The organism is Bradyrhizobium sp. 62B (assembly GCF_030272265.2).
Classification (GTDB): Bacteria; Pseudomonadota; Alphaproteobacteria; order Rhizobiales; family Xanthobacteraceae; genus Bradyrhizobium.
In genome coordinates this window covers 4,808,465-4,832,498 of record NZ_CP092841.2, presented here as the reverse complement: position 1 = coordinate 4,832,498, position 24,034 = coordinate 4,808,465, and the positions used below count along the sequence as shown (strand labels likewise).

Annotated in this window: 26 protein-coding genes and 1 riboswitch; of the genes, 12 read left to right on the top strand and 14 right to left on the bottom strand. The window is 65.3% G+C overall.

Annotation, left to right across the window (positions count from 1 at the left end; translation table 11 throughout):
* Nucleotides 1–4: 4 nt before the first annotated feature.
* Nucleotides 5–448: a thioredoxin TrxC gene (gene trxC, locus ML401_RS23075; RefSeq protein ID WP_285807016.1), complete on the bottom strand. Its 444-nt coding sequence runs from the start codon at nt 446–448 to the stop codon at nt 5–7.
* Entirely contained in the window at nt 445–1,731 is a 1,287-nt protein-coding gene (locus ML401_RS23070) for an NAD(P)/FAD-dependent oxidoreductase (protein ID WP_285807015.1), read from the bottom strand. Before ML401_RS23070 ends, trxC begins: the two co-directional genes overlap by 4 nt.
* A 115-nt stretch (nt 1,732–1,846) precedes the next feature.
* On the opposite strand from ML401_RS23070, the gene ML401_RS23065 reads away from it, so the two are divergent.
* From ML401_RS23065 to ML401_RS23050, 4 genes are all read left to right on the top strand, one after another.
* Nucleotides 1,847–2,146, top strand: a complete 300-nt coding sequence (locus ML401_RS23065) for a helix-turn-helix transcriptional regulator (protein ID WP_025037340.1) — start codon at nt 1,847–1,849, stop codon at nt 2,144–2,146.
* Nucleotides 2,147–2,259: 113 nt separating this feature from the next.
* Complete coding sequence (locus ML401_RS23060) at nt 2,260–3,270, top strand: efflux RND transporter periplasmic adaptor subunit (protein WP_285812726.1); 1,011 nt, start codon at nt 2,260–2,262, stop codon at nt 3,268–3,270.
* Nucleotides 3,267–6,491 (top strand): efflux RND transporter permease subunit, encoded by a 3,225-nt coding sequence (locus ML401_RS23055; protein ID WP_285807014.1) that lies wholly within the window; start codon nt 3,267–3,269, stop codon nt 6,489–6,491. Before ML401_RS23060 ends, ML401_RS23055 begins: the two co-directional genes overlap by 4 nt.
* A 10-nt stretch (nt 6,492–6,501) precedes the next feature.
* Complete coding sequence (locus ML401_RS23050; protein ID WP_212068221.1) at nt 6,502–6,858, top strand: carboxymuconolactone decarboxylase family protein; 357 nt, start codon at nt 6,502–6,504, stop codon at nt 6,856–6,858.
* A gap of 89 nt (nt 6,859–6,947) precedes the next feature.
* Here the strand turns inward: ML401_RS23050 and ML401_RS23045 are convergent, their stop codons facing one another.
* Nucleotides 6,948–7,280: a hypothetical protein gene (locus ML401_RS23045; RefSeq protein WP_285807013.1), complete on the bottom strand. Its 333-nt coding sequence runs from the start codon at nt 7,278–7,280 to the stop codon at nt 6,948–6,950.
* A 100-nt stretch (nt 7,281–7,380) separates the two neighbouring features.
* Nucleotides 7,381–7,785, bottom strand: coding sequence for a hypothetical protein (locus ML401_RS23040; protein WP_211418924.1), 405 nt, complete (start codon nt 7,783–7,785; stop codon nt 7,381–7,383).
* Nucleotides 7,786–7,961: 176 nt separating this feature from the next.
* Between ML401_RS23040 and ML401_RS23035 the strand changes: the two genes are divergently transcribed.
* A complete protein-coding gene (locus tag ML401_RS23035) occupies nt 7,962–8,186 on the top strand; it encodes a hypothetical protein (RefSeq protein WP_285807012.1) in 225 nt (74 codons plus the stop codon).
* Between the two features lie 156 nt (nt 8,187–8,342).
* Here the strand turns inward: ML401_RS23035 and ML401_RS23030 are convergent, their stop codons facing one another.
* On the bottom strand, nt 8,343–8,585 hold the full coding sequence (locus ML401_RS23030; RefSeq protein WP_194403175.1) for a PilZ domain-containing protein: 243 nt from the start codon (nt 8,583–8,585) through the stop codon (nt 8,343–8,345).
* A 182-nt stretch (nt 8,586–8,767) separates the two neighbouring features.
* Between ML401_RS23030 and ML401_RS23025 the strand changes: the two genes are divergently transcribed.
* Complete coding sequence (locus ML401_RS23025) at nt 8,768–9,061, top strand: HdeA family protein (protein WP_259213996.1); 294 nt, start codon at nt 8,768–8,770, stop codon at nt 9,059–9,061.
* 95 nt (nt 9,062–9,156) lie between these two features.
* Here ML401_RS23025 and ML401_RS23020 read toward each other — a convergent pair whose 3' ends face one another.
* Nucleotides 9,157–9,621 (bottom strand): PaaI family thioesterase, encoded by a 465-nt coding sequence (locus ML401_RS23020; protein ID WP_259213994.1) that lies wholly within the window; start codon nt 9,619–9,621, stop codon nt 9,157–9,159.
* Between the two features lie 362 nt (nt 9,622–9,983).
* Here ML401_RS23020 and ML401_RS23015 point away from each other — a divergent pair, with 362 nt between their 5' ends.
* Nucleotides 9,984–10,277, top strand: a complete 294-nt coding sequence (locus ML401_RS23015; RefSeq protein WP_194403173.1) for a hypothetical protein — start codon at nt 9,984–9,986, stop codon at nt 10,275–10,277.
* A 108-nt stretch (nt 10,278–10,385) separates the two neighbouring features.
* A complete protein-coding gene (locus ML401_RS23010; protein WP_212068218.1) occupies nt 10,386–10,640 on the top strand; it encodes a hypothetical protein in 255 nt (84 codons plus the stop codon).
* A 24-nt stretch (nt 10,641–10,664) separates the two neighbouring features.
* Here the strand turns inward: ML401_RS23010 and ML401_RS23005 are convergent, their stop codons facing one another.
* Nucleotides 10,665–10,898: a DUF6894 family protein gene (locus ML401_RS23005; protein ID WP_212068217.1), complete on the bottom strand. Its 234-nt coding sequence runs from the start codon at nt 10,896–10,898 to the stop codon at nt 10,665–10,667.
* A gap of 166 nt (nt 10,899–11,064) precedes the next feature.
* Nucleotides 11,065–11,265: a hypothetical protein gene (locus ML401_RS23000; protein ID WP_285807011.1), complete on the bottom strand. Its 201-nt coding sequence runs from the start codon at nt 11,263–11,265 to the stop codon at nt 11,065–11,067.
* A 230-nt stretch (nt 11,266–11,495) separates the two neighbouring features.
* On the opposite strand from ML401_RS23000, the gene ML401_RS22995 reads away from it, so the two are divergent.
* Nucleotides 11,496–11,753 (top strand): DUF2798 domain-containing protein, encoded by a 258-nt coding sequence (locus ML401_RS22995; RefSeq protein WP_285807010.1) that lies wholly within the window; start codon nt 11,496–11,498, stop codon nt 11,751–11,753.
* Between the two features lie 639 nt (nt 11,754–12,392).
* On the opposite strand, the gene ML401_RS22990 is transcribed toward ML401_RS22995, so the two are convergent.
* Nucleotides 12,393–12,560 carry a hypothetical protein gene (locus ML401_RS22990; protein WP_285807009.1) on the bottom strand — a complete coding sequence of 56 codons (168 nt, stop codon included), beginning with the start codon at nt 12,558–12,560 and terminating at the stop codon, nt 12,393–12,395.
* A gap of 153 nt (nt 12,561–12,713) precedes the next feature.
* Nucleotides 12,714–12,914, bottom strand: coding sequence for a hypothetical protein (locus ML401_RS22985; protein WP_285807008.1), 201 nt, complete (start codon nt 12,912–12,914; stop codon nt 12,714–12,716).
* 336 nt (nt 12,915–13,250) lie between these two features.
* Between ML401_RS22985 and recA the strand changes: the two genes are divergently transcribed.
* Nucleotides 13,251–14,339 carry a recombinase RecA gene (gene recA, locus ML401_RS22980; RefSeq protein WP_126260835.1) on the top strand — a complete coding sequence of 363 codons (1,089 nt, stop codon included), beginning with the start codon at nt 13,251–13,253 and terminating at the stop codon, nt 14,337–14,339.
* 323 nt (nt 14,340–14,662) lie between these two features.
* Here recA and gcvP read toward each other — a convergent pair whose 3' ends face one another.
* The 3 genes from gcvP to gcvT are packed head-to-tail and all read right to left on the bottom strand — an operon-like array spanning nt 14,663 to nt 19,074.
* Nucleotides 14,663–17,530 (bottom strand): aminomethyl-transferring glycine dehydrogenase, encoded by a 2,868-nt coding sequence (gcvP, locus tag ML401_RS22975; protein WP_285807006.1) that lies wholly within the window; start codon nt 17,528–17,530, stop codon nt 14,663–14,665.
* 17 nt (nt 17,531–17,547) lie between these two features.
* Nucleotides 17,548–17,916 carry a glycine cleavage system protein GcvH gene (gcvH, locus tag ML401_RS22970; RefSeq protein ID WP_194403166.1) on the bottom strand — a complete coding sequence of 123 codons (369 nt, stop codon included), beginning with the start codon at nt 17,914–17,916 and terminating at the stop codon, nt 17,548–17,550.
* Nucleotides 17,917–17,925: 9 nt separating this feature from the next.
* The gene (gcvT, locus tag ML401_RS22965; protein ID WP_285807005.1) at nt 17,926–19,074 is read right to left on the bottom strand and encodes a glycine cleavage system aminomethyltransferase GcvT; all 1,149 of its coding nucleotides are present in this window, start codon (nt 19,072–19,074) and stop codon (nt 17,926–17,928) included.
* A 163-nt stretch (nt 19,075–19,237) separates the two neighbouring features.
* Nucleotides 19,238–19,327, bottom strand: a riboswitch (glycine riboswitch).
* 234 nt (nt 19,328–19,561) lie between these two features.
* On the opposite strand from gcvT, the gene alaS reads away from it, so the two are divergent.
* Both alaS and ML401_RS22955 read left to right on the top strand, forming a co-directional pair.
* Nucleotides 19,562–22,240 carry an alanine--tRNA ligase gene (gene alaS, locus ML401_RS22960; RefSeq protein WP_285807004.1) on the top strand — a complete coding sequence of 893 codons (2,679 nt, stop codon included), beginning with the start codon at nt 19,562–19,564 and terminating at the stop codon, nt 22,238–22,240.
* A gap of 4 nt (nt 22,241–22,244) precedes the next feature.
* Complete coding sequence (locus ML401_RS22955) at nt 22,245–23,471, top strand: cyclic nucleotide-gated ion channel (RefSeq protein ID WP_285807003.1); 1,227 nt, start codon at nt 22,245–22,247, stop codon at nt 23,469–23,471.
* Nucleotides 23,472–23,475: 4 nt separating this feature from the next.
* Here ML401_RS22955 and ML401_RS22950 read toward each other — a convergent pair whose 3' ends face one another.
* Entirely contained in the window at nt 23,476–23,970 is a 495-nt protein-coding gene (locus ML401_RS22950; protein ID WP_285807002.1) for a DUF3455 domain-containing protein, read from the bottom strand.
* Nucleotides 23,971–24,034 lie beyond the last annotated feature (64 nt).

Below are 24,034 nucleotides of genomic sequence, written 5' to 3'. Positions count from 1 at the left end.
CTTCTTAGTTTCGGGTCAGGTTGGCTTCGGTCCAGGTGACGATGCTGCGCGTATCCATCGCGCCGGATTGGCGGGCGATCTCGCGGCCGCCGCGCATCAAGAGCAGCGTCGGAATGCCGCTGATGTTGAGCCGCGACGACAAGGCGGGCGCGTTGTCCGAATTCAGCTTCAACAGCCGCACGCCGGGCTCGAGCTGTTGCGCCGCACGCTCGAACATCGGGGCCATGGCGCGGCAGGGTCCGCACCACGGCGCCCAGACGTCGATCAGCACGGGAATGTCGCTGCTGGCGACATGGCGGTCGAAGGCTTTCTCGTCCACCTCGATCGGATGGCCGGTGAACATCGGCTGATGACAGGCGCCGCAGCGCGCACCTTCCGGTGCGCGCTCGGCGGGCAGGCGGTTGATGCGCCCGCAATGTCCGCAGACGATCTGGCGTGTCGTGCTCATGTGCCGGTTCGGACCTCCTTGATCTTGGCGATGTTCAGCCTGTCGAGCAGGAAGCGCTCGTAGAACGGCTCACTCTCGCCGCGCCGCATCTTGCGCAGGAAGTATTTCTCGAAGGCGACCTTGGCGAAGTGCACCCATTCGCCTTTTGAGGACCAATTGACGTTGCGCGGCGGGATCTGCGGCTGCGCCAGGAAGGCGACGCCGGAATCGCCGAAATCGGCGAGGCAGATCGCGTTCCAGGTTGGCTGCGCCGTGGGCGCCTTGCCGCGGAGCAGGGCGCCGATGTTGATCGCGGTCGCCGTCACCATGGATTCGATCATGAAGCCGGTCTTGGGCACGCCCACCGGCACCGGCGTCGCGCCGACCGGCGCGATCGCCACGCAGACGCCGACTGCAAAGATATTGGGGAAGGTCGGGTTCTGCTGATGCTTGTCGACGAGGACGAAGCCGCGCGGGTTGGTCAGCTTCTCGATGCCGCGAACCGCTTCGACCCCGCGAAAGGCGGGCAACATCATCGAATAGGCGAATGGCAGCTCATGGGCCTTGCGAGAGGTGCCGTTGTCGGACAACTCCTCGACCGTCATGAGGCCCGCGTCGATCTTGTCGACGCGGGCGTTGGTGATCCATTTGATGTGCTTCTCCCGCATCTCGCTTTCGAGCAGACCCTTGGTATCTCCGACGCCGTCGAGACCGAGATGGCCGATATAGGGCTCCGAGGTGACGAAGGTCATCGGCACCCGGTCGCGCAGCTTTCGGCGGCGCAGCTCCGTTTCCAGGATGAAAAGGAATTCGTAGGCTGGCCCGAAGCAGGAGGCGCCCTGAACGGCACCGATCACGACCGGACCGGGATTGGCCGCGAGCTTCTCGAAAGCTTCACGGGCGTGCGCGGCGTGATCGACATGACAGATCGATTGCGTATGACCCTGCGGCCCGAGACCGGGGATCTCGTCGAAGGCAAGTTCAGGACCGGTCGCGACGACCAGATAATCATAGTCGATCGACGTGCCGTCGCCGAGCTCGACACGGTTCTCCTCGGGGTGGACGCGCTTTGCCCCCTGCGTCAGCAGCCGCACGCCCTTGCGTTTCATGATGTCGGCGAGATCGATCTCGATCTCCTCGCGCTTGCGCCAGCCGACGGCTACCCACGGATTCGAGGGAACGAAATGATAGACCGCGCCTTGCGAGACGACGCTGAGGCGGTCCTCCTTTCGCAACTGGGGCAGCAATTCATAGGCCATCAGCGTTCCGCTCAGACCGGCTCCGATTACGACAACTTCCGCCATGGGTACCTCCGTTGGATCAGGCCGCATCACCGGTTCTGTGCCGGCTGTCGTGCAGCGCTTGACTATATATTCGTACTTGCGTATATACGCAGGTATGAAAATAGATAGCGAAATCATGGAGCGGGCGGCGGATCAGGCGAGCGAGTTGCTCAAGGCACTCTCGAACCGCCACCGTCTTCTCATCATCTGCCAGTTGATCGACGGCGAGCGGTCGGTCGGCGAGCTGGCTGAGTTCCTCAGCCTGCGGGACTCCACGGTCTCTCAGCATCTTGCGCTCCTTCGCAAGGACGGCCTCGTTGCCGCCAGGCGTGATGCGCAGACGATCTTCTATTCGATCGCCAGCGAGCCGGCGCGCGAGATCCTGAAGACGCTTTATCAGGTGTTCTGCGCGCCGAAGTCCGCAAGGACAAAGTGAAGCCTAGGCAATGGCGGGCGGGTGCGCCTTGCGCGAGATCAACGCGCCTCCGCCCGATGTCGATGAAATCAGAGGACACCGCGGCGCGGTGCGATGAACCAATGAGGACACGGATGCGTCCCTTGCAATATCTGGCGCGCCTGGGGCTGTTGGCCGCGTGGGCGGCGATCGGGGTACCGCCGGCATCCCTTGCCGCCGCGGAGACGTTTGGCGTTGCGCAGCAGAAGGTCGCCGACGAGAAGGCGGTCTTCGCGACCGTCGAGAGCATCAGCGTGGTCCCGGCGCGTAGCCGCATCGGCGGCACCGTCGTTCAGCTCAAGGTGCGGGAAGGGGATCGCGTCGCCGCGGGTCAAATCATCGCAGCGATCGGGGACGAGAAGCTCGTCCTCCAGATGACATCGCTCGATGCGCAGATCGAGGCGCTGCAGGCCCAGGCCAAGCAGGCGCAGCTCGACTTCACCCGGACTGAAGGGCTGGTCGAGCGCGGCATCCTGCCGCGCGTCAAGCTCGACGAGCAGCGCACGGCGCTCAACGTCGCCGACAACGGCCTGCGCGCTAGGACCGCGGAGCGCGCCGTCATCAACGAGCAGCTCAACCAGGGGCAGGTGCTCGCGCCCGCGGACGGTCGTGTGCTGAAGAGGCTCATCACCATGGGTTCCGTGGTGCTCGCCGGCGATCCGATCGTCACGGTCGCCGAGCAGAACTTCAAGCTGCGGCTGCGCGTGCCGGAGCGCCACGCGCGCTTCCTCAAGGCCGGCGACAAGGTCCGCGTCGATGGTGCAGAGCTGGCAGGCGAAGCCTCGAAATGGGGTGTGGTCGACCTCGTCTATCCTCAGATCGAGGAGGGGCGGGTGATCGCGGACGCGACCGTCGAGGGGCTCGGCGAATATTTCGTCGGAGATCGCTTGCGGGTCTGGATCGCCGGCGGCGTGCGGTCGGCCTTCGTCATTCCTTCCAGCTATGTGACGACCCGGTTCGGCGTCGACTACGTCCAGCTTCGGAAAGTGGATGGGACGATTGACGTGCCGGTGCAGCGCGGCCGCGAGATGCCGACCCCTTCGCTTCCTGACGGGCTCGAGATCCTGTCGGGCATCCGGGCCGGCGACGAGTTGGTGCGGCCATGAATCTCGGTCTGTCAGGACGGTTGACCCGGTCGACCATTGCATCGCCGCTGACGCCGCTGTTCCTGCTCGGCGCGCTCGTCGTGGGGCTGATCGCCGTCGTGGTGATCCCGCGCGAGGAAGAGCCGCAGATCAGCGTTCCCATGGTGGACATCCGCGTCAATGCCGACGGCCTGCGCGCGCCCGACGCCGTGGAACTGGTGAGCAAGCCGCTGGAATCGATCGTCAAAGGCATCGATGGCATCGAGCACGTCTACAGCCAGACCGAGGACGACCGCGTGATGGTCACCGCGCGCTTCCTGGTGGGCACCAAGTTCGAGGATGCCATCCTTCGGGTGCACGAGAAAATCCGCGCCAATCTGGACCGCATTCCCGTCGGCATCCCCGAGCCGCTGATCGTGGGACGGGGCATCAATGACGTCGCGGTGTCGGTGTTGACGCTGTCGCCGAAGCCGGAGGCGGCCAGCCGCTGGACCGACAAGGATCTCTTTGAGCTCGCCGACAAGCTGCGCGCGGAGCTGATGAAGGTCGACGACATCGGTCTCACCTACATCCCCGGCGGCGCGGCGCAACAGATCCGGGTCGAGCCCGATCCGGAGAAGCTGTCGTTGTTCGGCGTCACGCTGCAGCAGCTCGTGGCCAAGGTGAAGGACGCCAACCGCTCGTTCCTGGCCGGGCAGGTCCGCGATGCCGGCATCGTCCGAGGCGTTGCGGCGGGGCAGACGCTGTCAGGCGTTCCCGACATCGGATTGTTGCTGATCACGAGCCGCGACGGCCGGCCGGTCTATGTCAAGGACGTCGCCTCCGTCGTCGTCGGTCCGAGCACCATCGAGCATCGGGTCTGGACGGATTCGCGCGGGCCCGCCGGGCAGTGGACGCGCACGCCCGCCGTCAGCCTGGCGCTGGCGAAGCGGGCCGGCGCCAATGCTGTCGTCGTGTCCGAGAACATCGCCAAGCGCCTCGACGGATTGAAGTCGCGCCTGATCCCGGATGATATCCAGGTGACGGTGACGCGCGACTATGGTGAGACGGCCAACGAGAAGGCCAACGAGCTCTTGTTCCACCTCGGCCTCGCGACGGTCTCGATCGTCGTCCTGATCGCGGTCGCGATCGGTTGGCGCGAGGCGCTGGTGACCTTCGTCGTGATTCCCACGACGATTCTCCTCACGATGTTCGCGGCCAATTTGATGGGCTACACCATCAACCGCGTCAGCCTGTTCGCGCTGATCTTCTCCATCGGCATTCTGGTCGACGACGCCATCGTCGTGGTCGAGAACATCGCGCGGCACTGGGGCATGCGCGACGGCCGGCCGCGGCTGCAGGCGACGATCGAGGCGGTTGCGGAGGTCGGCAATCCCACCATCGTCGCAACGCTGACCGTGGTCGCCGCGCTGCTGCCGATGTTGTTCGTGTCGGGCCTGATGGGTCCCTATATGGCGCCGATCCCGGCCAATGCGTCGGCGGCGATGCTGTTCTCGTTCTTCGTCGCGATGGTGGTGGCGCCCTGGCTGATGCTCAAGCTTGCCCCGAAGGGCGAAATTGCCTCCGCGCATGCGGAGCACGACGAGGGCCGGCTCGGCCGGCTCTACCGCCGCTTCGCCGCGCCAATCGTGCGGAGCAAGCGGTCAGCCTGGATCTTTCTGCTCGGCGTCGGCATCGCGACGCTGCTGTCGATGACGCTGTTCGCGACCAAGTCGGTGACGGTCAAGCTGCTGCCGTTCGACAACAAGTCCGAAATCGCCGTGGTCGTCGACCTGCCGGAAGGCGCGAGCCTCGAGGCGACCGAGCGCACGCTGTTCGGCGCGGCCGAGATCGCGCGGCAACTGCCCGAGGTCACCTCGCTGCAATCCTATGCCGGCACGCCGGCTCCCTTCAATTTCAACGGCCTGGTGCGTCACTATTATCTGCGGGAGAGGCCCGAGCTCGGCGAAGTGCAGGTCAATCTGGCCGCGCGCGGCGAGCGCAAGCGCGCGAGCCACGAGATCGCGCTGGAGCTGCGCGAGAAGCTGAAGGCGCTTGATCCGCCTGCGGGCACCAGCCTCAAGGTGGTCGAGGTGCCGCCGGGGCCGCCGGTGCTGTCGACGCTGCTCGCCGAAGTCTACGGTCCCGATGCGGCCACGCGCCGTGCGGTCACGGCGGAGCTCAAGAAGGTGTTCGCGGACGTGCCGTTCATCGTCGATATCGACGATTCCATCGGCGAGAAGCGGCCGCGGCTGCGGCTCTCGATCGACCAGGACCGGCTCGAATTCTTCGGCGTCGAGCAGCGCGACGTCTACGACACCATCCAGGCGCTGTTTGGCGGCATCTCGATCGGCTATTCGCATCGCGGCGAGGATCGCAATCCGATCGAGATCGCGGTGCATCTCGGAAAGCGCGATCTGGTCTGGGACGAGGCGCTGGCCTCGACTCCGGTGCCGGCCAACACCTTGCCCGGCAGTAAGACGGTGGTCGAGCTTGGCCAGGTCGTGAAGGCGACCATGGAGGAGGGCTCGCCGACGATCTTCCGCCGCGACGGCCGCTTCGCCGACATGGTGATGGCCGAACTCGCCGGGCGCTTCGAGGCGCCGCTTTACGGCATGCTCGCGGTTGCCGATCGCGTCGAGACTCATGACTGGGGCCGGCTGCCGAAGCCCGCGATCAGCCTGCACGGCCAGCCCTCGGACGAGTCGCGGCCGACGCTGCTATGGGACGGCGAATGGGAGATCACCTGGGTGACCTTCCGCGACATGGGCGCCGCCTTCGGGGCAGCCATCCTCGGCATCTACGTGCTGGTCGTCGCCCAGTTCCGGAGCTTCCGTCTGCCACTGGTCATCCTGACGCCAATTCCGCTGACGTTGATCGGCATCCTGATCGGGCACTGGCTGCTGGGTGCGCCGTTCACCGCGACCTCGATGATTGGCTTCATCGCGCTTGCCGGCATCATCGTGCGCAACTCGATCCTGCTGGTCGATTTCATCCGGCACAGCAACGCAGACGGCAAGTCGCTGCGCGATGTGGTGCTGCAGGCGGGCGCTGTGCGTTTCAAGCCAATCCTGCTCACCGCGCTCGCCGCCATGATCGGGGCCGCAACCATCCTGCTCGATCCGATCTTTCAGGGGTTGGCGATCTCGCTCCTGTTCGGGCTCGCCTCGTCGACACTGCTCACCGTGCTGGTGATCCCCGCGATCTATATCGCCCTGCGCGCACCGCGCGAGGCGGCTCCGACCGCAGCCAAATCCAACTAACGAGGGTCCGATGGACAAGAACTACGTCGACATCACCAGGAACATTTCGGCCAATCTGAAGAAGCTTCGTAGCGACATTCCCGACACCATGAAGGGATTTTCCGCGCTCGCCCAGGCCGCCACGCGTGACGGCGCGCTGGACAAGAAGACCAAGGAACTGATGGCGCTGGCACTCGGCGTCGCCGCGCATTGCGACGGCTGCATCGGGTTTCACGCCGAAGCGCTCGTCAAGCTTGGTGCGACCCGCGAGGAGATCGAGGAAACGCTCGGCATGGCCGTCTACATGGGCGGCGGGCCGTCGCTGATGTACGCTGCTGACGCGATCGCGGCCTACGAGCAGTTTCAGCAGCAATCGGTTGTGGCCTGATTTCCGTTTGTCGGGCAGGTTGACGCGCGGACGTGACCGGACGAGTTCTCTCGTCCGGTCCCGTCCATCGGCTTAGTGATGACTAGCGATTACCAGCGGTCGCCGACACCGACGCCGACGCTGACGCCAGGCGCGCGGATGCCGACGCCGGCGCGCGGACCGTCATCCCAATCGCGATGATAGGTTCGGCGCTCGTAATAGCGTTCGCGCGGCATGTAGTTGTAGGAATCGCGCACGATCACGCGCGCGCCGCCACGTGTGCGATAGCAGCGGCCGGCGTCGTCGCAGACGAGCCGCACCTGCTGAACCAGATCCGGATTGGTGTACTCGCTGGTCGTGTAGATATCGGAAGCCTTCGCGCCCGAGGCGGACGCCAGGGCACCCACGCCCGCCAGCAGCGCAATCGCAAATGTCTTCATCATGTCCTCCTCGAAACTGCCCTCGGCGGTAACAAGAAGGGGAGGCGGCTATCGTTCCCGGCCAAAATGCTGGTTTTTCCCGGAACTTTCTCTTTCAGCGCTCCTAGATCGGCTCGTAAGTCTCGGTCCCGCAGATGTCGTCGGCTTCGGCGCGCCGGCGGTCGACGACCTTTCCGCCATTGATCGTCACGATGTAGGTCTGGGCGCCAAGCGACGTGCCGGTCGCGGAGGTGAGCTGGGCGCGGACGCAGGCGGTCCAGCCCGGTCCTCGCACCTCGCGATGGGGCGGGGCGACGTGCACCTCGCGCGGATAGGAGGTGGTGAGGAAGACAACGTCGATCTGTTCGCGCACCACACGCTTGACGTCGGGGGGCGCTTCGGGCGCCGGTTGCTCGGCCTCCTTCATGCGCATGAACTCAGGCACCGGCGCGCGGCTGTCGGCAAAGCCGCAGGCGCCGAGCGCGAGCGCGCCGGCGAGCAGCGCCGCTTGAGCAACAATCCGTAACATCCGTGAAAGTCCCCTGCGGGCCAACAGATAGGCACGAATGCGGTCCGGCGAAGTCCTCGCCGATCAAGATTTGCTGAAGCCTCCACCAAGCCTTGAGATCAATCCTTGGAGCCCGCGGTATTTGCTATTCCGCGATTGCAGGCTAGCGTGTACCCCAGACGAAGGGGATTGCACCAATGAGGATTTTGGTCATCGCGGCCGCCGCGCTGGCGCTGACGGCTGCCCCGGCGCAGGCACAGGGCCGGCGGCCGCCCCAGGACTCGGCCAAGCGCGCGGACAACAAGCCCAAGGTCGACGAGAAGGCCTACAAGGCTGCGCTCGAGCGCATTCCCGAGCCCAAGGACAAGTACGACCCATGGGGCGGCGCCCGCCCGAGCGAACCGGCCAAGAAGCCGAAATAGAGTAGCGGGTCTGATTCGGGCTTTTCGAATCATGTTCCGGCGGGATCGACGACGAGTACCCACAATCGCCTGCTTCGCGAGGCAGCGCCCTCGTCGTGTCGCGCAATCATCATCGTATTGTGGATGTGATGCGAACACTCGTTCACATCGCGCGCGCTATTGCACAAAGGCGAGGCCGACGCGCTTGTTACTGCGCCAAACTGTGCGACAATTCCGTACGAAGTCGTCGCGCGCGATCGAGAGCGTGAACGATTGCGGCAACGTGACGGGAGCGTCGAGGTCGATCGCCGCGCCGCCCGCCGACATGTTTCGCACCGTGCAAGCGATGCCGTTGTTTTCGAAGGTGATCGTTCCACCCTTGAAAACACGGTGACGTTGCGCTGTACGCCTCTCGATCATCCGAGTCGATCCATCATGATGATCAAGGAGTAGTGCATAGAAATTGCGTTGAACTAAATTCAATACTGGCGCTACTTACCTGGCGTTTCAGACTTCGTTTACGACGTTCGGGCGGAGAGGCTCTCCGCCGACTTTCCCGACAAGCCTTTCTTTTATGGCGTTACGCGCCGATGGAGATTCCGATGAAGACCACGCTTTCGCTTCTGTTCGCTGCAGCATTCTCGCTGTCGTCGATGCCCGCCCACGCCGTCAAGTGGGACCTCTCGACCATGAGCTGCAAGCAGTTCCTCGAGAGCGGCGAAGACAACATCCAGGTGGTGCTGACCTGGATGGATGGCTGGTACAAGGGCGACGAGGACAACGCGATCATCGACACCGACGTGTTCATCGAGAACGCCAAGAAATTCGGTTCTTATTGCGGAAAGAACCCGACGGCCAGCATCGTCACCGCGGCCGACGAAGTGCTCGGCAAGTGATGTGACGCACGCGGGCCGAAGCGCGACTGCTTCGACGCGACCGTGATGGAGAGCCGCGGGTGCGCTTTGCGCTCACGCGGCTCTCGTTTTTTGGATCAGCCCGGCAACATCGCGAAGGCGCTGGACACCATCGCGACCGGCTTGTTGTCGGTCGCCGAGAGCAGCGTGACGCGGCCAAAGCTCATGGTGCGCCCGAGCCGCACCACGCGTGCGTCCGCCAGCACGTCCGAGGAGGACACCGCGCGCATGAAATGCGTGGTCTGGTCGACCGTGGTCATGGGGCGGTAGCCGCGATTGGCCGCGAGGTTCGCGATCACCATTGCGGTGTCGGCGAGCGCCATCAGGGCCTGGCCGCAGACCACGCCGCCGTTCCGGCACAACCGGTCCGAAAACGGCATGCGCAGGAGCGCGCCCGGTTGCCAGTCCGGGACATCCGCCGGCTGCGCGTGCTCGAGGCGCTCGATCGCGAGGTTGAGATCCTGGACCCAGGGCGCGAAAACCTCGCCGAGGATGCGTCTGGCGTCGGGGAGGCCGAATTCGGCGTCTGGCTGCCTTTGCATTGCTGTCGCACACTCCTGTATTGCCGGATGTTTCGCTCCCATTGTGCGCGCATCGGCGCGGCAAAGTCACCCGGTCGCGGCGGTCCCGCCGGCTTGAAAATGCCTGACTTGGCCCGGTATGATGCCTCGCTTGGGGTACGGGTGGATGATGTTGCGTCGGTGTGTCCTGGTTTTTTGTATGGTCGCGCTCGGCCTCGCGCTGAGCGGGTGCACCAGATGCGGCCCGATCTGGGACGATTGGCTGCATGGGCCCAAATCGTGCCGGTCGGATCCGCTCTAGCGGGGGCTCCGAACGCGCCCGGGGCGACACGGATGACACGGCGCGGGCGATCCGTGCATCATGGATGATCAAGGAGTGGATGATGAAGCTTTTCCGTTTGGCCGCGGTGCTGGCCGTGCTGGCCGGCCCGGCCTACGCGCAAATGCCCCAGCTCAATTTGCTGCAGGACGCCCCGAGCAAGACCCCCGAGGAGAAGGCCGCGGAAGCCGAGCGCGACAAGGCCTACAAGGAAACGCTGAAGAAGATTCCGGACAACAAGGCGTCCAACGATCCCTGGGGCGGCATGCGCTCCGATCCGCCGAAACAGCCGGCGCCGAAGGCATCGGCCGCAACCAGCGCGCCGAAGAAGTCCAAGAGCGGCACGGCCGCCAACTGAGTTCGGCCGCGCTCGGGGGCGGTCCGACGTCTTGCGAACGGGACTCCTCTTCAGCCGGCCCGCGCCCTACATTTGCCTCTGAGCGTAGCGCGTAGAGGAGGGCACGATATGGCCGATCGTCCGCGGGATCTCGCCGAGCGGATGGCGCGCCGGCGCAAGGCGGCCGGCAAGCCCGGCCGAACGGGCGGCGACGGTTATCTGCGCGAGACCTTCACGCTGCCGCGCACCGCGGCGCGGGAACGGGCGCAGGCCTTCTTCGCGCGCTACCCCAAGGCCGGCTATATGAGCGCGGTCGAGACCTGGCGCGAACTGCCCGGCGGCGAGATCGAATTCACCATGCGGCGGCTGCCCAGCGCGGACTAGGCGGGCCTGCTCCGAGGGCTCATGCTACTCGAGGGTTTCGGCGACGATGCGGATCCGGAACACGGGCTCCTTAGTCTCGTCCAACAGCTCCATGTGCCATTCGGAATTTTCCTGGAGCTTGCGGGCGATGCCGGCGGTCATGTCGGCGCAGACACTGGTCATCTCTTTCCAGGCCGAATCGCGATCGGCGAATTCCGTCGCCTGGTCGGCGCAGCCGGAATAACGGCCATTCCGGATTCGAAAGAAATAGAGCGGCATGAGTAGCACCGGTCGCGCGCGTGATGGCCTCGTCCCCACGGCCATGGGCGCGCGCAGTCCAATCCCAAACCGGCGTCAGATCAATTCCGGGCGGCTACGGATGATGCTGCAGCAGCGGGCCTGCCAGCCGTGGCGGGGCGCAAGGCGCCTTGCGATTGCCGACAATTCATCCGGCCGGTTCAGGCCGTTGTCCGGCCGATCGCTTCAGCTCCCGATCGATCCGCAACTGCACGCGGCGGATCGCGAGCAGATCAATTTTCGTCTCGGTCTTGCCGGTCTTGACCAACTCGCCGATGCGGAACTGCCATTGCCAGATTCCGGGAATCGCCGTCTTGGCGACGGTGAACTCGATGCCCCTGTGATTCATGGCGACCTCCCACGATTCACCCTGATCATTGTTAACATGGTGGTCGTCATAATATTCCAGGCACAAGCAAAATCTGCAGATTGCCGGGCGAAGCCCGTGGTTCTCCGACCATGAACAGAGTTCCTGAACCGCAGGCTTGGGGGTGTTCGCGCTGCAGTGGATTCCGGTTCCCTGCCAGCGGCGGCATGTGGTTTGCTTGCTTCGATGAGAGCAAGCATCATGGGCTCGACATGCTCGGCATTCCCCGGCGGTACAGTCATTTCGTCTTCGGAATCATCCAGTCCGGATTGACCTCGCTGATTGCAGCGTGGGTCGCCAGCTTTCCTGCCGGCGATGGCATGATCTTTTTTGAACATTGGATGGTGTCGTGGCTCATCGCCTGGGCCGCCATGGTGCCGATCGTGCTGTTGGCTGCGCCCGCGATCCGCGCCTTCTCGCTGCGCCTGACGCGAGAGGAACGTCAGTCGGCGGCGGGCCGGCAGGCATGAAAAAGCCCCGCCTGGGGAGAGCCAAGCGGGGCAGAGAGTTGTTGGAGGCTGAGGTGCTGGGCTGCAACACCATAGCCGCATCATCCTAGCCGGCTCCGCTTACGGCAGCCTGACAGGCGGCAGCTTTCCGGGCCTGGCACAGGCCGCAGACTGGCCCCGCACCGGTCCCAATTTCGACATCCGTTCGCACAACTGCCGACACACAGGTCGGCAAGATTTCACACCGTTCGGCGCAGCCATGGGGGAAACGTGGCACGCCGGCAACGGGGTGGCATCATGGATAACGTAGAGCGGTCATTTGCCGCCGCGACAGCGGCTGGCTTCGTGGTGCTGGTGATCGGCCTCGTGCTGCTGGCGCTGCTGTAGGGGATCGTGCAGGCGGCAGCCGTACCCTGCGATGATCGCGGGCAACGGGCATGCCGCCAATCTCAAAACTGGAAAACAACCCCATGCACAGTAGGCCGCATGGAAATTTGTTGTTCTTTCAATGGCTTACAGGTAGTATTTAGATACCGTCATCGTGCGCGGCAGGCTGTATGAGCTTGGCGCGTCATCCCGCCATGCGCACCCAGGCCCGGCGGCTGAAGCTCCTCTGACAGCGCCGTCGTCGTCGATTCCGAAGGCGGGTCTCGACAGGCTTCAGTGGACCTTGATTTCGTTCAGGGGAAGACGGAGCTCGCTGGCGCGCTCGTCGCGGTCCTTCTTGCGGAACTCGTTCTCCTTGCGCTCGAACTTCGTCATCTCCTCCTGCGCCGCCTGCAGCAGGGGTTTACGCCTGGTCGTTTCGCGGTGCTCGTTGTCCGTCATGACTGAGGTCCCCAACAGTTGCGGTCTTGTCCTGGACAAGGCTGAGACCGCGAAAAGGTTCGGTGCCGCAGGATTGCGGAATTATGACGACGACAGGTCATAGGCCTTCGACGCGCGTCAGCTTCGGTCGGGAGGGATGTCGTGGCCGCGCTGTTATTTCGGCGGTTGCAGCCCGGGGGATTTGGCCCAGTCCTGCAGATGATTTGCCAACTCGGCCTGGCGCGCCTTCTTGAGCAGGGCATCCCGCTCCGGGCTGGGAGGCAGCCTGGCAGCGTCCTCCTTGACCTGCTTCACCCATGCGGAGAGCCGGTCTTGGAGGGTCAGTTGTTGCTTGAACCGTCGCCGCTTGAGCATGACCCGCCATTGTCCGTGCGAGGAAGGCGGGGAGCGCAATCGGCGTTCGCATCACCGGTAGCTGCCGCGGTCCCTCGCGGATGATGATGGATTAGGATCCAGAAACGGAACGGCGTCTGTTCAATTGTGCGCACAACGCGCAGGGGCGAGCCGGGTTTGAAGGTCGAGCTGTCGCCACCGGGTCGCTTGGCAGGGGGTTTAAATACGGACAGCACCCAAATCCGCAAAGAACATATTGCGAACCTAGAACAAATAGGGTACATTGCTTTTATCGCCGAGCCGCCCTCGCAACCGTTTGTCCCTCACGCGAATCCTCGCCATAAGGAGCACGACCCAATGTCCGCAACTGCCCTGCGTATCGTCGAAGGATCCTCCATGGACAAGAGTAAAGCTCTGGCCGCCGCGCTCTCTCAGATCGAGCGCCAGTTCGGCAAGGGCTCGGTGATGAAGCTGGGCAAGAACGATCGCTCCATGGACATCGAGGCGGTGTCTTCGGGATCGCTCGGGCTGGATATCGCGCTGGGCATTGGCGGCCTGCCCAAGGGCCGCATCGTCGAGATCTACGGGCCGGAATCCTCAGGTAAAACCACGCTGGCGCTGCATACGGTGGCGGAAGCGCAGAAGAAGGGCGGCATCTGCGCCTTCATCGACGCCGAGCACGCGCTCGACCCGGTCTATGCCCGCAAGCTTGGCGTCAACATCGACGAGCTCTTGATCTCGCAGCCGGACACCGGCGAGCAGGCGCTGGAAATCTGCGACACGCTGGTGCGCTCCGGCGCGGTCGACGTGCTGGTGATCGATTCGGTCGCGGCGCTGGTGCCGAAGGCCGAGCTCGAGGGCGAGATGGGCGATGCGCTGCCGGGTCTGCAGGCGCGGCTGATGAGCCAGGCGCTGCGCAAGCTGACGGCCTCCATCAACAAGTCCAACACCATGGTGATCTTCATCAACCAGATCCGCATGAAGATCGGTGTGATGTACGGCTCGCCCGAAACTACCACCGGCGGCAACGCGCTGAAATTCTACGCCTCCGTCCGCCTCGACATTCGCCGCATCGGCGCGATCAAGGAGCGCGACGAGGTGGTCGGCAACACCACGCGCGTCAAAGTGGTCAAGAACAAGCTGGCACCGCCGTTCAAGCAGGTCGAGTTCGACATCATGTACGGCGAGGGCGTGTCCAAGATGGGCGAGATCCTCGATCTCGGCGTCAAGGCCGGCATCGTCGAAAAGTCCGGCGCCTGGTTCTCCTATGACAGCCAGCGCCTCGGCCAAGGCCGCGAGAACTCGAAAGCGTTCTTGAAGGCCAACCCCGACATCACCGCCAAGATCGAGACCGCGATCCGCCAGAACTCTGGCCTGATCGCCGAGCAGATCCTGGCCGGCACGCCCGAGCGCGACGCCGACGGCGAGGAGCCGACGGACGAGTAGTTTTCGAGTACAGAGTTATCGCGAGGAGCGGGCACTGAGGACGTTGAGTTGCCGACGTCTTCGGTGCCCGTTTCGTGATGATCAGCACGACTTTCTGGAGTTGCTGGAACGGCAAGCCGCAGCAATGAACGAACCAGATGACGAGAAAGAAGCGGGGCCGCCAGAGGACGAGCTCGCTGATTGCGCCCTAGCGGCGCATTCGGTGCCGTAGGGTGGATTAGCCGAAGGCGTAATCCACCCAATTTTCCGCGAAAGCAGACGTGGTGGGCTACGCCAGCGGCCTGCGCTTCGCGCCGCCGCCCGCTAACCCACCCTACGAAACCTCACTCCGCCGCTTGCGCGTAATCGCTCACCGGCGGGCAGGAGCACACGAGGTTGCGGTCGCCATAGACGTTGTCGACGCGCCCCACGGGGCTCCAGTATTTGTCGGTGCGCGAGGTGCCCGCGGGGAAGCAGCCTTCGCTGCGGGTGTAGGCGCGCGTCCAATCGTCATCCGCGATATCGTGCACGGTGTGCGGGGCGTTGCGCAGCGGCGAGGCCTCGATCTTGAAGCGGCCGGCCTCGACCTCGGCGATCTCCTTGCGGATCGCGATCATGGCGTCGCAGAAACGATCCAGCTCGGCCTTGGATTCCGACTCGGTCGGCTCGATCATCAGCGTGCCCGGCACCGGGAAGCTCATGGTCGGGGCGTGGAAGCCGTAGTCGATCAGGCGCTTGGCGATGTCGTCTACGGTGACGCCGGACGTGACCTTCAGCGGACGGGGATCGACGATGCACTCATGGGCGACGCGGCCCTTCTCGTTCTTGTAGAGCACCGGGAAGTGCGGATCGAGGCGCGCGGCGATGTAGTTGGCGTTGAGGATTGCGATCTCGGTGGCGCGCTTCAAGCCTTCGCCGCCCATCATCAGGATGTAGATGTAGGAGATGGTCAGGATCGAGGCCGAGCCGAACGGCGCGGCCGAGACCGGGCCGACCGGTGCCTCGCCGTTCGTCGCAGGATGACCCGGCAGGAACGGCGCGAGATGCGCCTTCACGCCGATCGGGCCCATGCCGGGGCCGCCGCCGCCATGCGGGATGCAGAAGGTCTTGTGCAAATTGAGGTGGCTGACGTCGGCACCGTAATCGCCGGGCCTGGAGAGGCCGACCTGCGCATTGAGGTTGGCACCGTCGAGATAGACCTGGCCGCCATGGCCGTGCACGATGTCGCAGATCTCGCGGATGTGCTCCTCGAACACGCCGTGGGTCGAGGGATAGGTGATCATGACCGCGGCGAGGTCGTTCGAATGCTTCTCGGCCTTGGCGCGGAGATCGTTGACGTCGACGTCGCCGTTCTTCTCGCAGGACACCACCACCACGTCCATGCCGACCATCGCGGCCGAAGCCGGGTTGGTGCCGTGGGCGGAGGACGGGATCAGGCAGATCTTGCGGTGGCTCTCGCCGCGCGCGGCATGGTAGCCGCGGATCGCGAGCAGCCCGGCATATTCGCCCTGCGCGCCGGAATTCGGCTGTAGCGAGATCGCATCATAGCCGGTGATGTCGCACAGCCACTTTTCCAGCCGTGCGAACAGCGCGTGATAGCCGGCCGCCTGCTCGCGCGGCACGAACGGGTGCAGGGTCGCGAATTCCGGCCAGGTCAGCGGCATCATCTCGGTGGTCGCGTTCAGCTTCATGGTGCACGATCCCAGCGGGATCATCGCACGGTCGAGCGCGAGGTCGCGATCTGAGAGCTTGCGCATGTAGCGCAGCATCTCGGTCTCGGAGCGATGCGCGTGGAACACGGGATGGGTGAGGAAAGCCGTGGTGCGCTTCAGCGCCTCCGGCAGCGCCTCGCGCGTGGTCGCGTCGATCTCGGCATAGGACAGCGTGCCGCCGAACGCGCGCCAGACCGCTTCGACGGTCGCGGGCGTTGTGGTCTCGTCGAGCGCAATGCGCAGGGCGGTGTCACCGACGCCGAGATTGATCTTCTCTGCGGCCGCGCGCGCGACGATCTCGGCGCGCCTGGCGCCGGCATCGACGCTCAGCGTGTCGAAGAAGGCCTCCGACTGCGGCGCAAAGCCGAGCTTGCGCAGGCCGGCCGCGAGCACCGCGGCGCGGCGATGCACATTGCGCGCGATCTGCGAGAGGCCCTCGGGGCCATGATAGACCGCATACATCGAGGCGATCACGGCGAGCAGCACCTGGGCGGTGCAGATGTTGGAGGTCGCCTTCTCGCGGCGGATGTGCTGCTCGCGGGTCTGCAGCGCAAGCCGATAGGCGGGTGCTCCGCGCGAATCCACGGAGAGGCCGACGATGCGGCCGGGCAGCGAGCGCTTGAGCGCATCGCGCACCGCCATATAGGCCGCGTGCGGTCCGCCATAGCCCATCGGCACGCCAAAACGCTGGGCGGAGCCGATCGCGATGTCGGCACCCAGTTCGCCCGGGGAGGCGAGCAACGTCAGCGCGAGGAGATCGGCGGCGAGAATCGCGAGCGCGCCCTTGGCTTTCAACGCTGCTATCGCGGGCCTGAGGTCGCGCACGGCGCCGGAAGAACCCGGGTATTGCAGCAGCGCGCCGAGCACGTCGGCCTTGTCGAGATCGGTGAGGGGATCGCCGACGATCAGCTTCCAGCCGAGCGGCTCGGCGCGGGTGCGCATCACCGCCAGCGTCTGCGGATGCACGTCCTTGTCGACGAAGAAGGCTTGCGCCTCGACCTGCGAGTGCCGCTCGGCGAGCGCCATGGCTTCGGCCGCCGCGGTGGCTTCATCGAGCAGCGAGGCGTTGGCGACGTCGAGCCCGGTGAGGTCGCAGATCATGGTCTGGAAGTTGAGCAGCGCCTCCAGCCGGCCCTGGCTGATCTCGGGCTGATAGGGCGTGTAGGCCGTGTACCAGGCCGGGTTCTCCAAAATGTTGCGCTGGATCACCGCGGGCAGGATCGTGCCGGAATAGCCTTGGCCGATCAGCGAGGTGAAGACCTGGTTCTGTCGCGCCAGCTCGGCCATGTGCGCGATCGCCTCGGTCTCGCTCAGCGGCTTGCCGAGATCGAGCGGCGCGGCCTGCCGGATCGAGGCCGGCAGCGTCTCCGCCATCAAGGCATCGACGCTCTTGGCGCTGACGGCCTCCAGCATGGCGGTGACATCGCGCGCCGAAGGGCCGATATGGCGGCGAACGAAACTGGCGGCGGTGTCGCCGTTGGTCTTGCGGTGCGCGGTCATCGCTTGCTCCATCGTCCCTAAGCCGTATGCGCCTTGTACGCAGCTTCATCCATGAGGCCGCCGAGCTCGTTCTTGTCGGCGATCTTGATCTTGAAGAACCAGGCCTTGCCTTGCGCGTCCGAGTTCACCAGCGCCGGCTCGGCTGCGAGCTCGGCATTGGTCTCGAGCACCTCGCCGGTGACAGGCGCGTAGACGTCGGAGGCGGCCTTGACCGATTCCACCACGGCGGCGGCTTCCGCCTTCTTCAGCGTGCGGCCGACCTTGGGCAACTCCACGAACACGACATCGCCGAGCTGCTGCTGGGCATAATCGGTGATGCCGACGGTCGCGACATCGCCGTCGATCGCCAGCCATTCGTGGTCGGAGGTGTACAGCGTCGTGGTCATTTCAAGTCCTCAGCGTTTGTAGGTGTTTTTCACGAAGGGCATGGCGGCGACGGCGAGCGGCAGCCGCTGGCCGCGCACCTCGGCGAACAGTTTGGTGCCGAGCGCGCTCAGCTTCGTGGGCACGTAGCCCATCGCGACCGGCGCGTTCAGGGTCGGCCCAAAACCGCCCGAAGTGACTTGTCCGATCGGCTCGCCGGAGGCCGCGTCCGCAAACAGCAGCGCGCCTTCGCGCACCGGCGCGCGGCCCTCGGCACGCAGACCGACGCGGCGGCGGGATGCCCCGTTGTCGAAATGGGCGAGGATTGTCTCAGTGCCGGGAAAGCCGCCGGCGCGCGCGCCGCCGCTGCGGCGGCTCTTCTGCACCGACCATTCCAGCGCGGCCTCGACCGGCGTGGTCGCGGTGTCGATGTCGTGGCCGTAGAGGCAGAGGCCTGCTTCCAGCCGCAGGCTGTCGCGGGCGCCAAGGCCGATCGGCATCACGTCGGGGTTTTCCAGCAGCGTCTTCGCGAGCCGCTCGGCATCGGCGGCCGGGACGGAAATCTCAAAACCGTCCTCGCCGGTGTAGCCGGAGCGCGAGACGAAACACTTGATGCCGGCGACCTCGTGCGGGCCGGCATCCATGAATGTCATGGCGGGCGCCTCTGCACAGAATTTCGCCAGCGCCGCTTCCGCTTTCGGGCCCTGGAGCGCGATCAGCGCGCGGTCCTGAAGCGAATCGATGATGCAATCGTCCGAGAGATTCGCGCGCAGATGCGCCTCGTCCTCCGCCTTGCAGGCGGCGTTGACGACCAGGAACAGGTGGTCGCCGAAGTTGGCGACCATGAGATCGTCGAGAATGCCGCCGTCCGGATTGGTGAACTGGGCGTAGCGCTGCCGGCCGGGCGCGATCGCCAGAATGTCCTGCGGCACCAGCCGCTCCAGCGCACGGGCGGCGTCCTCCACCTTGCCGGATTTCGGCCGGAGCGTGAGCTGGCCCATATGGGAGACGTCGAACAGGCCGGCGGAGCTGCGGGTCTGGAGGTGCTCTTTGAGGACGCCCGCGGGGTATTGCACGGGCATGTCGTAGCCCGCGAACGGCACCATCTTGCCGCCGAGCGACACATGCAGATCGTAAAGGGGGGTACGTTTCAGGGAGTCTTTGTCGTCACGCGCCAGCATCACAGGGGCCCTCGGCGGTTCCCCGGGGACGATTCCCCGAGACAAACCAGTCGAAGCCCCATCTGTCGCTGTGCCTGAGAGTATTATCCCGTCGGCGGACGCTATCCGGGCCAACCTTCCTTAGAAGGTATTTGCCCGCCGGCGCCTCTTTCCAGATGTCGTCAAAGCCACGCGGTCCTTTTGCCTGAGAGTTTCCGGGGCGGTTGCTCCTTCGGCGCCGGCTGCCTAAGCCGGTCTCTCCCGACGTGGCCGTACGATACAAATGGGTAAAGACCACAGGCTGGCCAAGCCTGTCAACGCGGCATCCGTGCCTTTCAACGGGATTGCAAGGGGGACTGAGCGCCTGCGGCAACCCTCTGATCTCTCTGCACAGTTTCTGGACAGCGAAGCTGGCCTTGTCTAAAAGCGCTTTGGCCCGCAGATATCAGCCCAAACGCGCGGTTTGGATGGCTGGGAAGCGGGTCCAAGCATACCCGAGTGGATGAACATGAGCGGCGTCAACGAGATCAGGTCGACCTTTCTGAACTTCTTTGCCGAGAACGGCCACGAGATCGTGTCGTCCTCGCCTCTCGTGCCGCGCAACGATCCGACGTTGATGTTCACCAATGCCGGCATGGTGCAGTTCAAGAACGTCTTCACCGGCGTCGAGAAGCGGCCCTATCAGCGCGCCACCACGTCGCAGAAATGCGTGCGCGCCGGCGGCAAGCACAACGACCTCGACAATGTCGGCTACACCGCGCGCCATCTCACCTTCTTCGAGATGCTCGGCAACTTCTCGTTCGGCGACTATTTCAAGGAGCGCGCGATCGAGCTGGCCTGGAAGCTGATCACCAAGGATTTCGGGCTCAACAAGGACAAGCTGCTCGTCACCGTCTACCACACGGACGACGAGGCACACGGGCTCTGGAAGAAGATCGCCGGCTTCTCCGACGACCGCATCATCCGTATTCCGACCTCGGACAATTTCTGGGCGATGGGCGACACCGGCCCGTGCGGCCCGTGCTCGGAGATCTTCATCGACCGCGGCGATCACATCTGGGGCGGGCCTCCCGGCTCGCCGGAAGAGGACGGCGACCGCTTCCTCGAATTCTGGAATCTCGTGTTCATGCAATACGAGCAGGTGACGAAGGAGGAGCGCGTCGACCTGCCGCGTCCCTCGATCGACACCGGCATGGGCCTCGAGCGCATGGCCTGCATCATGCAGGGCGTCGACAGCGTGTTCGAGACCGACCTGTTCCGTCACCTGATCGACGCGACCTCGTCCGCGCTCGGCAGCGGGCCGAACGAGCAGAACGTCGCCTCGTTCCGCGTCATCGCCGACCACTTGCGCTCCTCCGCCTTCCTGGTCGCGGACGGCGTGCTGCCCTCGAACGAGGGCCGCGGCTACGTGCTGCGCCGGATCATGCGCCGCGCGATGCGCCATGCACAGCTCCTGGGCGCCAAGGAGCCGCTGATGCATCGGCTGGTCTGGGCGCTGGTGCGCGAGATGGGCCAGGCCTATCCGGATTTGATGCGCGCCGAAAATCTCATCGAGGAAACGCTGCGGCTGGAAGAGACCCGCTTCCGGAAGACGCTGGTCCGCGGCCTTGCCATCCTCGACGAGAAGAGCGCGTCGCTGAAGAAGGGCGACATGTTCGACGGCGACGTCGCCTTCACGCTGTACGACACCTATGGCTTCCCGCTGGATCTGACGCAGGACGCGCTGAAGTCGCGCGGCATCGGCGTCGACCAGGCCGCGTTCACCGACGCGATGGAGCGGCAGAAGGCCAAGGCGCGCGAGTCCTGGAAGGGCTCTGGCGAAGCTGCGTCCGAAGCGATCTGGTTCCCGCTGCGCGAGAAGCTGGGTGCGACCGAATTCCTGGGCTACGAGACCGAGAGCGCCGAGGGCGTGGTGTCCGCGCTGGTGAAAGATGGTGCGGAGGTCGCAAGCCTCAAGGCCGGCGAGACCGGCGCGATCGTGCTGAACCAGACGCCGTTCTATGCGGAATCCGGCGGCCAGGTCGGCGACACCGGCGTGCTCTCGGGTGAGGGCGGCATCAAGTTCCGCGTCACCGACACCCAGAAGAAGCTCGGCGATTTCTTCGTCCATGTCGGCGCCGTCGAGAGCGGCGAGCTGAAAGTCGGCACGGCGCTGCAGCTCGAAGTGGATCATTCGCGGCGCTCCTCGATCCGCGCGCATCACTCGGCGACGCATCTCATTCACGAGGCGCTGCGCCAGGTGCTCGGCGATCACATCGCCCAGCGCGGCTCGATGGTGGCGCCGGACCGCCTGCGCTTCGACTTCGTGCATCCGAAGCCGATCACGGCGGAGGAGCTCGCGCGTGTCGAGGACATCGCCAACGACGTGGTGCTGGAGAACGACGAGGTGACCACCCGCGTGATGGGCGTCGATGAAGCCCGCGAAGCCGGTGCCCGCGCCCTGTTCGGTGAGAAATACGGCGACGAAGTCCGCGTCGTCTCGATGGGCCGCACCGCGCGCGAGCGCGGCACCAACGCGCTCGGCTGGTCGGTCGAGCTCTGCGGCGGTACGCATGTCAAGCGCACCGGCGACATCGGCCTGATCACGCTGACGAGCGAGAGCGCGGTCGCCTCCGGCGTGCGCCGCATCGAGGCGCTGACCGGCAACTATGCGCGCCGGCACGCCAACGACACCATGGCGCTGGCGAAGACCGCGGCGAGCGAGCTGCGTACCTCGCTCGACGACGTCCCGGCGCGCATCGCCGCGCTGATGGAAGAGCGCAAGAAGCTCGAGCGCGAGCTCTCCGACGCCCGCAAGAAGCTGGCGATGGGCGGCGGCGTGTCGAGCGGCGATGGCGCAGCGGCCAGCGTGCGCGACGCCGGCGGTGTCAAGCTGATGGCGCGCGCGGTCGAGGGCATCGAGATGAAGGATCTCAAGAGCCTCGCCGACGAGGCCAAGAAGCAGATCGGCTCCGGCGTCGTCGCCATCGTCGGCGTCACCGAGGACGGCAAGGCCGGTGTCGTGGTCGGCGTCACCGCCGATCTCACCGCGCGCTTCAATGCCGTGAACCTGGTGCGCGTTGCCTCCGAGGCGCTCGGCGGCAAGGGCGGCGGCGGCCGGCCCGACATGGCGCAGGCCGGCGGCCCCGATGGAGCCAAGGCGACCGAGGCGCTGGCGGCGATCGAAAAAGCGATGGGGGCTGCGTGAAGCCATGCGCCCCGGTCCGCGAGGGCGTGGGCTTCGCGATCCCAATGTGAGGGATCGCCTCTACGAATTGCTGGAGCACGACCCGCTGGCCTATTCGGCCGGGTCGCGCTTCATCCAGATCATCATCGGCGTCATCGTGCTCAACGTGGTCGCGATGATCCTCGCTTCGGTGCCGGAGCTGGACGCGCAGTTCGGCACGCTGTTCGAAGCCATCACCATCCTGTCCGTGATCGTGTTCGCGCTGGAATATCTGGCGCGGCTGTGGACCGTGGCGGGCCACACTCCCCGCAAGGCGTCCGCGCTGTCCGACCGGCTCGGCTATGCCCTGTCGGCGCTCGGCATCGTCGACCTCATGGCATTCCTGCCTGCGGCCATCGTGCTCGCCACCGGCCGGCACGCGACGCTGGCAGCGCTCGGCGTGCTGCCGTTCTTCAAGCTGATACGGTACTCGCCGGCGATGCGCTCGCTGCTCGCCGCCGTGCATGCCGAACGGCGGGCGCTGATCGGCTGCATCGTCATCCTGATCGGCGCGGTCCTGACCTTCGCCTCGCTGCTCTACGCCATCGAGCGCGACGTGCAGCCGGACAAGCTCGGCACCATCCCGCAGGCGATGTGGTGGGCGATCGTGACACTCGGCACCGTCGGCTATGGCGACGTGGTGCCAGTGACGCCGTTCGGCAAGCTGATCTCCACATTCGCCATCATCAGCGGCTTCGCCATGATCGCGCTGCCGGTCGCGATCATCTCCACCGCCTTTGCCGAAGAGGTGAAGCGGCGCGACTTCGTCGTCACCTGGGGCATGCTGGCGCGGGTGCCGCTGTTCTCGCATCTGTCGGCCGCGGAGATCGCCGACATCATGCGGCTCCTGCGCGCGCGCACGATCGAGCAGGGCGAGATCCTGGTGCGGCGGGGCGATGCCGCGTCCTCGATGTATTTCATCACGGCCGGCGAGGTCGAGATCGCGCTGCCGAGCCAGCATGTGCTCCTCGCCGACGGCACCTTCTTCGGTGAGATCGCGTTGCTGCATAAAACAAAACGCAGCGGCACGGTGACGGCGACGCGCAAGACGCGCCTGCTCGTGCTCGACGCCCAGGATTTTCACGCCTTGATCGCGCGCATGCCGACGCTCGCCGACCACGTCCACGAAACTGCCAAGGCGAGGCTCGCCGACACCGGCGACCTCGCGCTGGCGGAGCTGGCGCAGGCGGAGAAGGACGACACCGACCGCTGAGCGGTCAGCTTTTCTTCAGGAAGACGTAGTCGGCCGAGTAGGACGCGCTTCTGAACTCGCCGGCCTTGTCGCAGGCGCCGTCGAGCTTGCCGCCATGGGTGTTGATGCGCTGGACGGTGGTGACGGGCGTGAGCGTGCCGCTGCCGCGGCGGGCGGTGATCTCCAGCTTCAGCCAGGGGATGTCGGCCGCCGTCGCGCCCGGCGCGTTGCCGGCGGCCTTGCCGACCACCGCACTGCCATCGGTGAGCTCCCAGTTCGGGCCGGCATAGTGTCGTCCGACCGTCTTGCCCTCGGACAGCAGCGTCGCGATCGGCTCGCGGAAGGCCCAGGCGAGCTTGCCGTCGGGGCCTGCCTTGCACTCATAGACCTGCGCGCCCTCGGCGTGGACGCTGAGCACCATGCTCTCGCCGGGGGCTGCGATGGCGTCGGGAAGGGATTCTGCGGCCGCAGCAGATCCAGCGAGCAGCAACAGGCAGGGGACGGCAAGCTTGATCGACATGGTCGCATCTCCGCGCGGGGGCCTCAAAAGAAACGGGCCGCGCTTGAAGGCGCGGCCCGTGATG

Bases quoted from the DNA above. Each gene is read 5' to 3' on its own strand.
- trxC (WP_285807016.1), bottom strand. From the start codon at position 448: ATGAGCACGACACGCCAGATCGTCTGCGGACATTGCGGGCGCATCAAC.
- ML401_RS23070 (WP_285807015.1), bottom strand. From the start codon at position 1,731: ATGGCGGAAGTTGTCGTAATCGGAGCCGGTCTGAGCGGAACGCTGATG.
- ML401_RS23065 (WP_025037340.1), top strand. From the start codon at position 1,847: ATGGAGCGGGCGGCGGATCAGGCGAGCGAGTTGCTCAAGGCACTCTCG.
- ML401_RS23060 (WP_285812726.1), top strand. From the start codon at position 2,260: ATGCGTCCCTTGCAATATCTGGCGCGCCTGGGGCTGTTGGCCGCGTGG.
- ML401_RS23055 (WP_285807014.1), top strand. From the start codon at position 3,267: ATGAATCTCGGTCTGTCAGGACGGTTGACCCGGTCGACCATTGCATCG.
- ML401_RS23050 (WP_212068221.1), top strand. From the start codon at position 6,502: ATGGACAAGAACTACGTCGACATCACCAGGAACATTTCGGCCAATCTG.
- ML401_RS23045 (WP_285807013.1), bottom strand. From the start codon at position 7,280: ATGATGAAGACATTTGCGATTGCGCTGCTGGCGGGCGTGGGTGCCCTG.
- ML401_RS23040 (WP_211418924.1), bottom strand. From the start codon at position 7,785: ATGTTACGGATTGTTGCTCAAGCGGCGCTGCTCGCCGGCGCGCTCGCG.
- ML401_RS23035 (WP_285807012.1), top strand. From the start codon at position 7,962: ATGAGGATTTTGGTCATCGCGGCCGCCGCGCTGGCGCTGACGGCTGCC.
- ML401_RS23030 (WP_194403175.1), bottom strand. From the start codon at position 8,585: ATGATCGAGAGGCGTACAGCGCAACGTCACCGTGTTTTCAAGGGTGGA.
- ML401_RS23025 (WP_259213996.1), top strand. From the start codon at position 8,768: ATGAAGACCACGCTTTCGCTTCTGTTCGCTGCAGCATTCTCGCTGTCG.
- ML401_RS23020 (WP_259213994.1), bottom strand. From the start codon at position 9,621: ATGCAAAGGCAGCCAGACGCCGAATTCGGCCTCCCCGACGCCAGACGC.
- ML401_RS23015 (WP_194403173.1), top strand. From the start codon at position 9,984: ATGAAGCTTTTCCGTTTGGCCGCGGTGCTGGCCGTGCTGGCCGGCCCG.
- ML401_RS23010 (WP_212068218.1), top strand. From the start codon at position 10,386: ATGGCCGATCGTCCGCGGGATCTCGCCGAGCGGATGGCGCGCCGGCGC.
- ML401_RS23005 (WP_212068217.1), bottom strand. From the start codon at position 10,898: ATGCCGCTCTATTTCTTTCGAATCCGGAATGGCCGTTATTCCGGCTGC.
- ML401_RS23000 (WP_285807011.1), bottom strand. From the start codon at position 11,265: ATGAATCACAGGGGCATCGAGTTCACCGTCGCCAAGACGGCGATTCCC.
- ML401_RS22995 (WP_285807010.1), top strand. From the start codon at position 11,496: ATGCTCGGCATTCCCCGGCGGTACAGTCATTTCGTCTTCGGAATCATC.
- ML401_RS22990 (WP_285807009.1), bottom strand. From the start codon at position 12,560: ATGACGGACAACGAGCACCGCGAAACGACCAGGCGTAAACCCCTGCTG.
- ML401_RS22985 (WP_285807008.1), bottom strand. From the start codon at position 12,914: ATGCTCAAGCGGCGACGGTTCAAGCAACAACTGACCCTCCAAGACCGG.
- recA (WP_126260835.1), top strand. From the start codon at position 13,251: ATGTCCGCAACTGCCCTGCGTATCGTCGAAGGATCCTCCATGGACAAG.
- gcvP (WP_285807006.1), bottom strand. From the start codon at position 17,530: ATGACCGCGCACCGCAAGACCAACGGCGACACCGCCGCCAGTTTCGTT.
- gcvH (WP_194403166.1), bottom strand. From the start codon at position 17,916: ATGACCACGACGCTGTACACCTCCGACCACGAATGGCTGGCGATCGAC.
- gcvT (WP_285807005.1), bottom strand. From the start codon at position 19,074: ATGCTGGCGCGTGACGACAAAGACTCCCTGAAACGTACCCCCCTTTAC.
- alaS (WP_285807004.1), top strand. From the start codon at position 19,562: ATGAGCGGCGTCAACGAGATCAGGTCGACCTTTCTGAACTTCTTTGCC.
- ML401_RS22955 (WP_285807003.1), top strand. From the start codon at position 22,245: ATGCGCCCCGGTCCGCGAGGGCGTGGGCTTCGCGATCCCAATGTGAGG.
- ML401_RS22950 (WP_285807002.1), bottom strand. From the start codon at position 23,970: ATGTCGATCAAGCTTGCCGTCCCCTGCCTGTTGCTGCTCGCTGGATCT.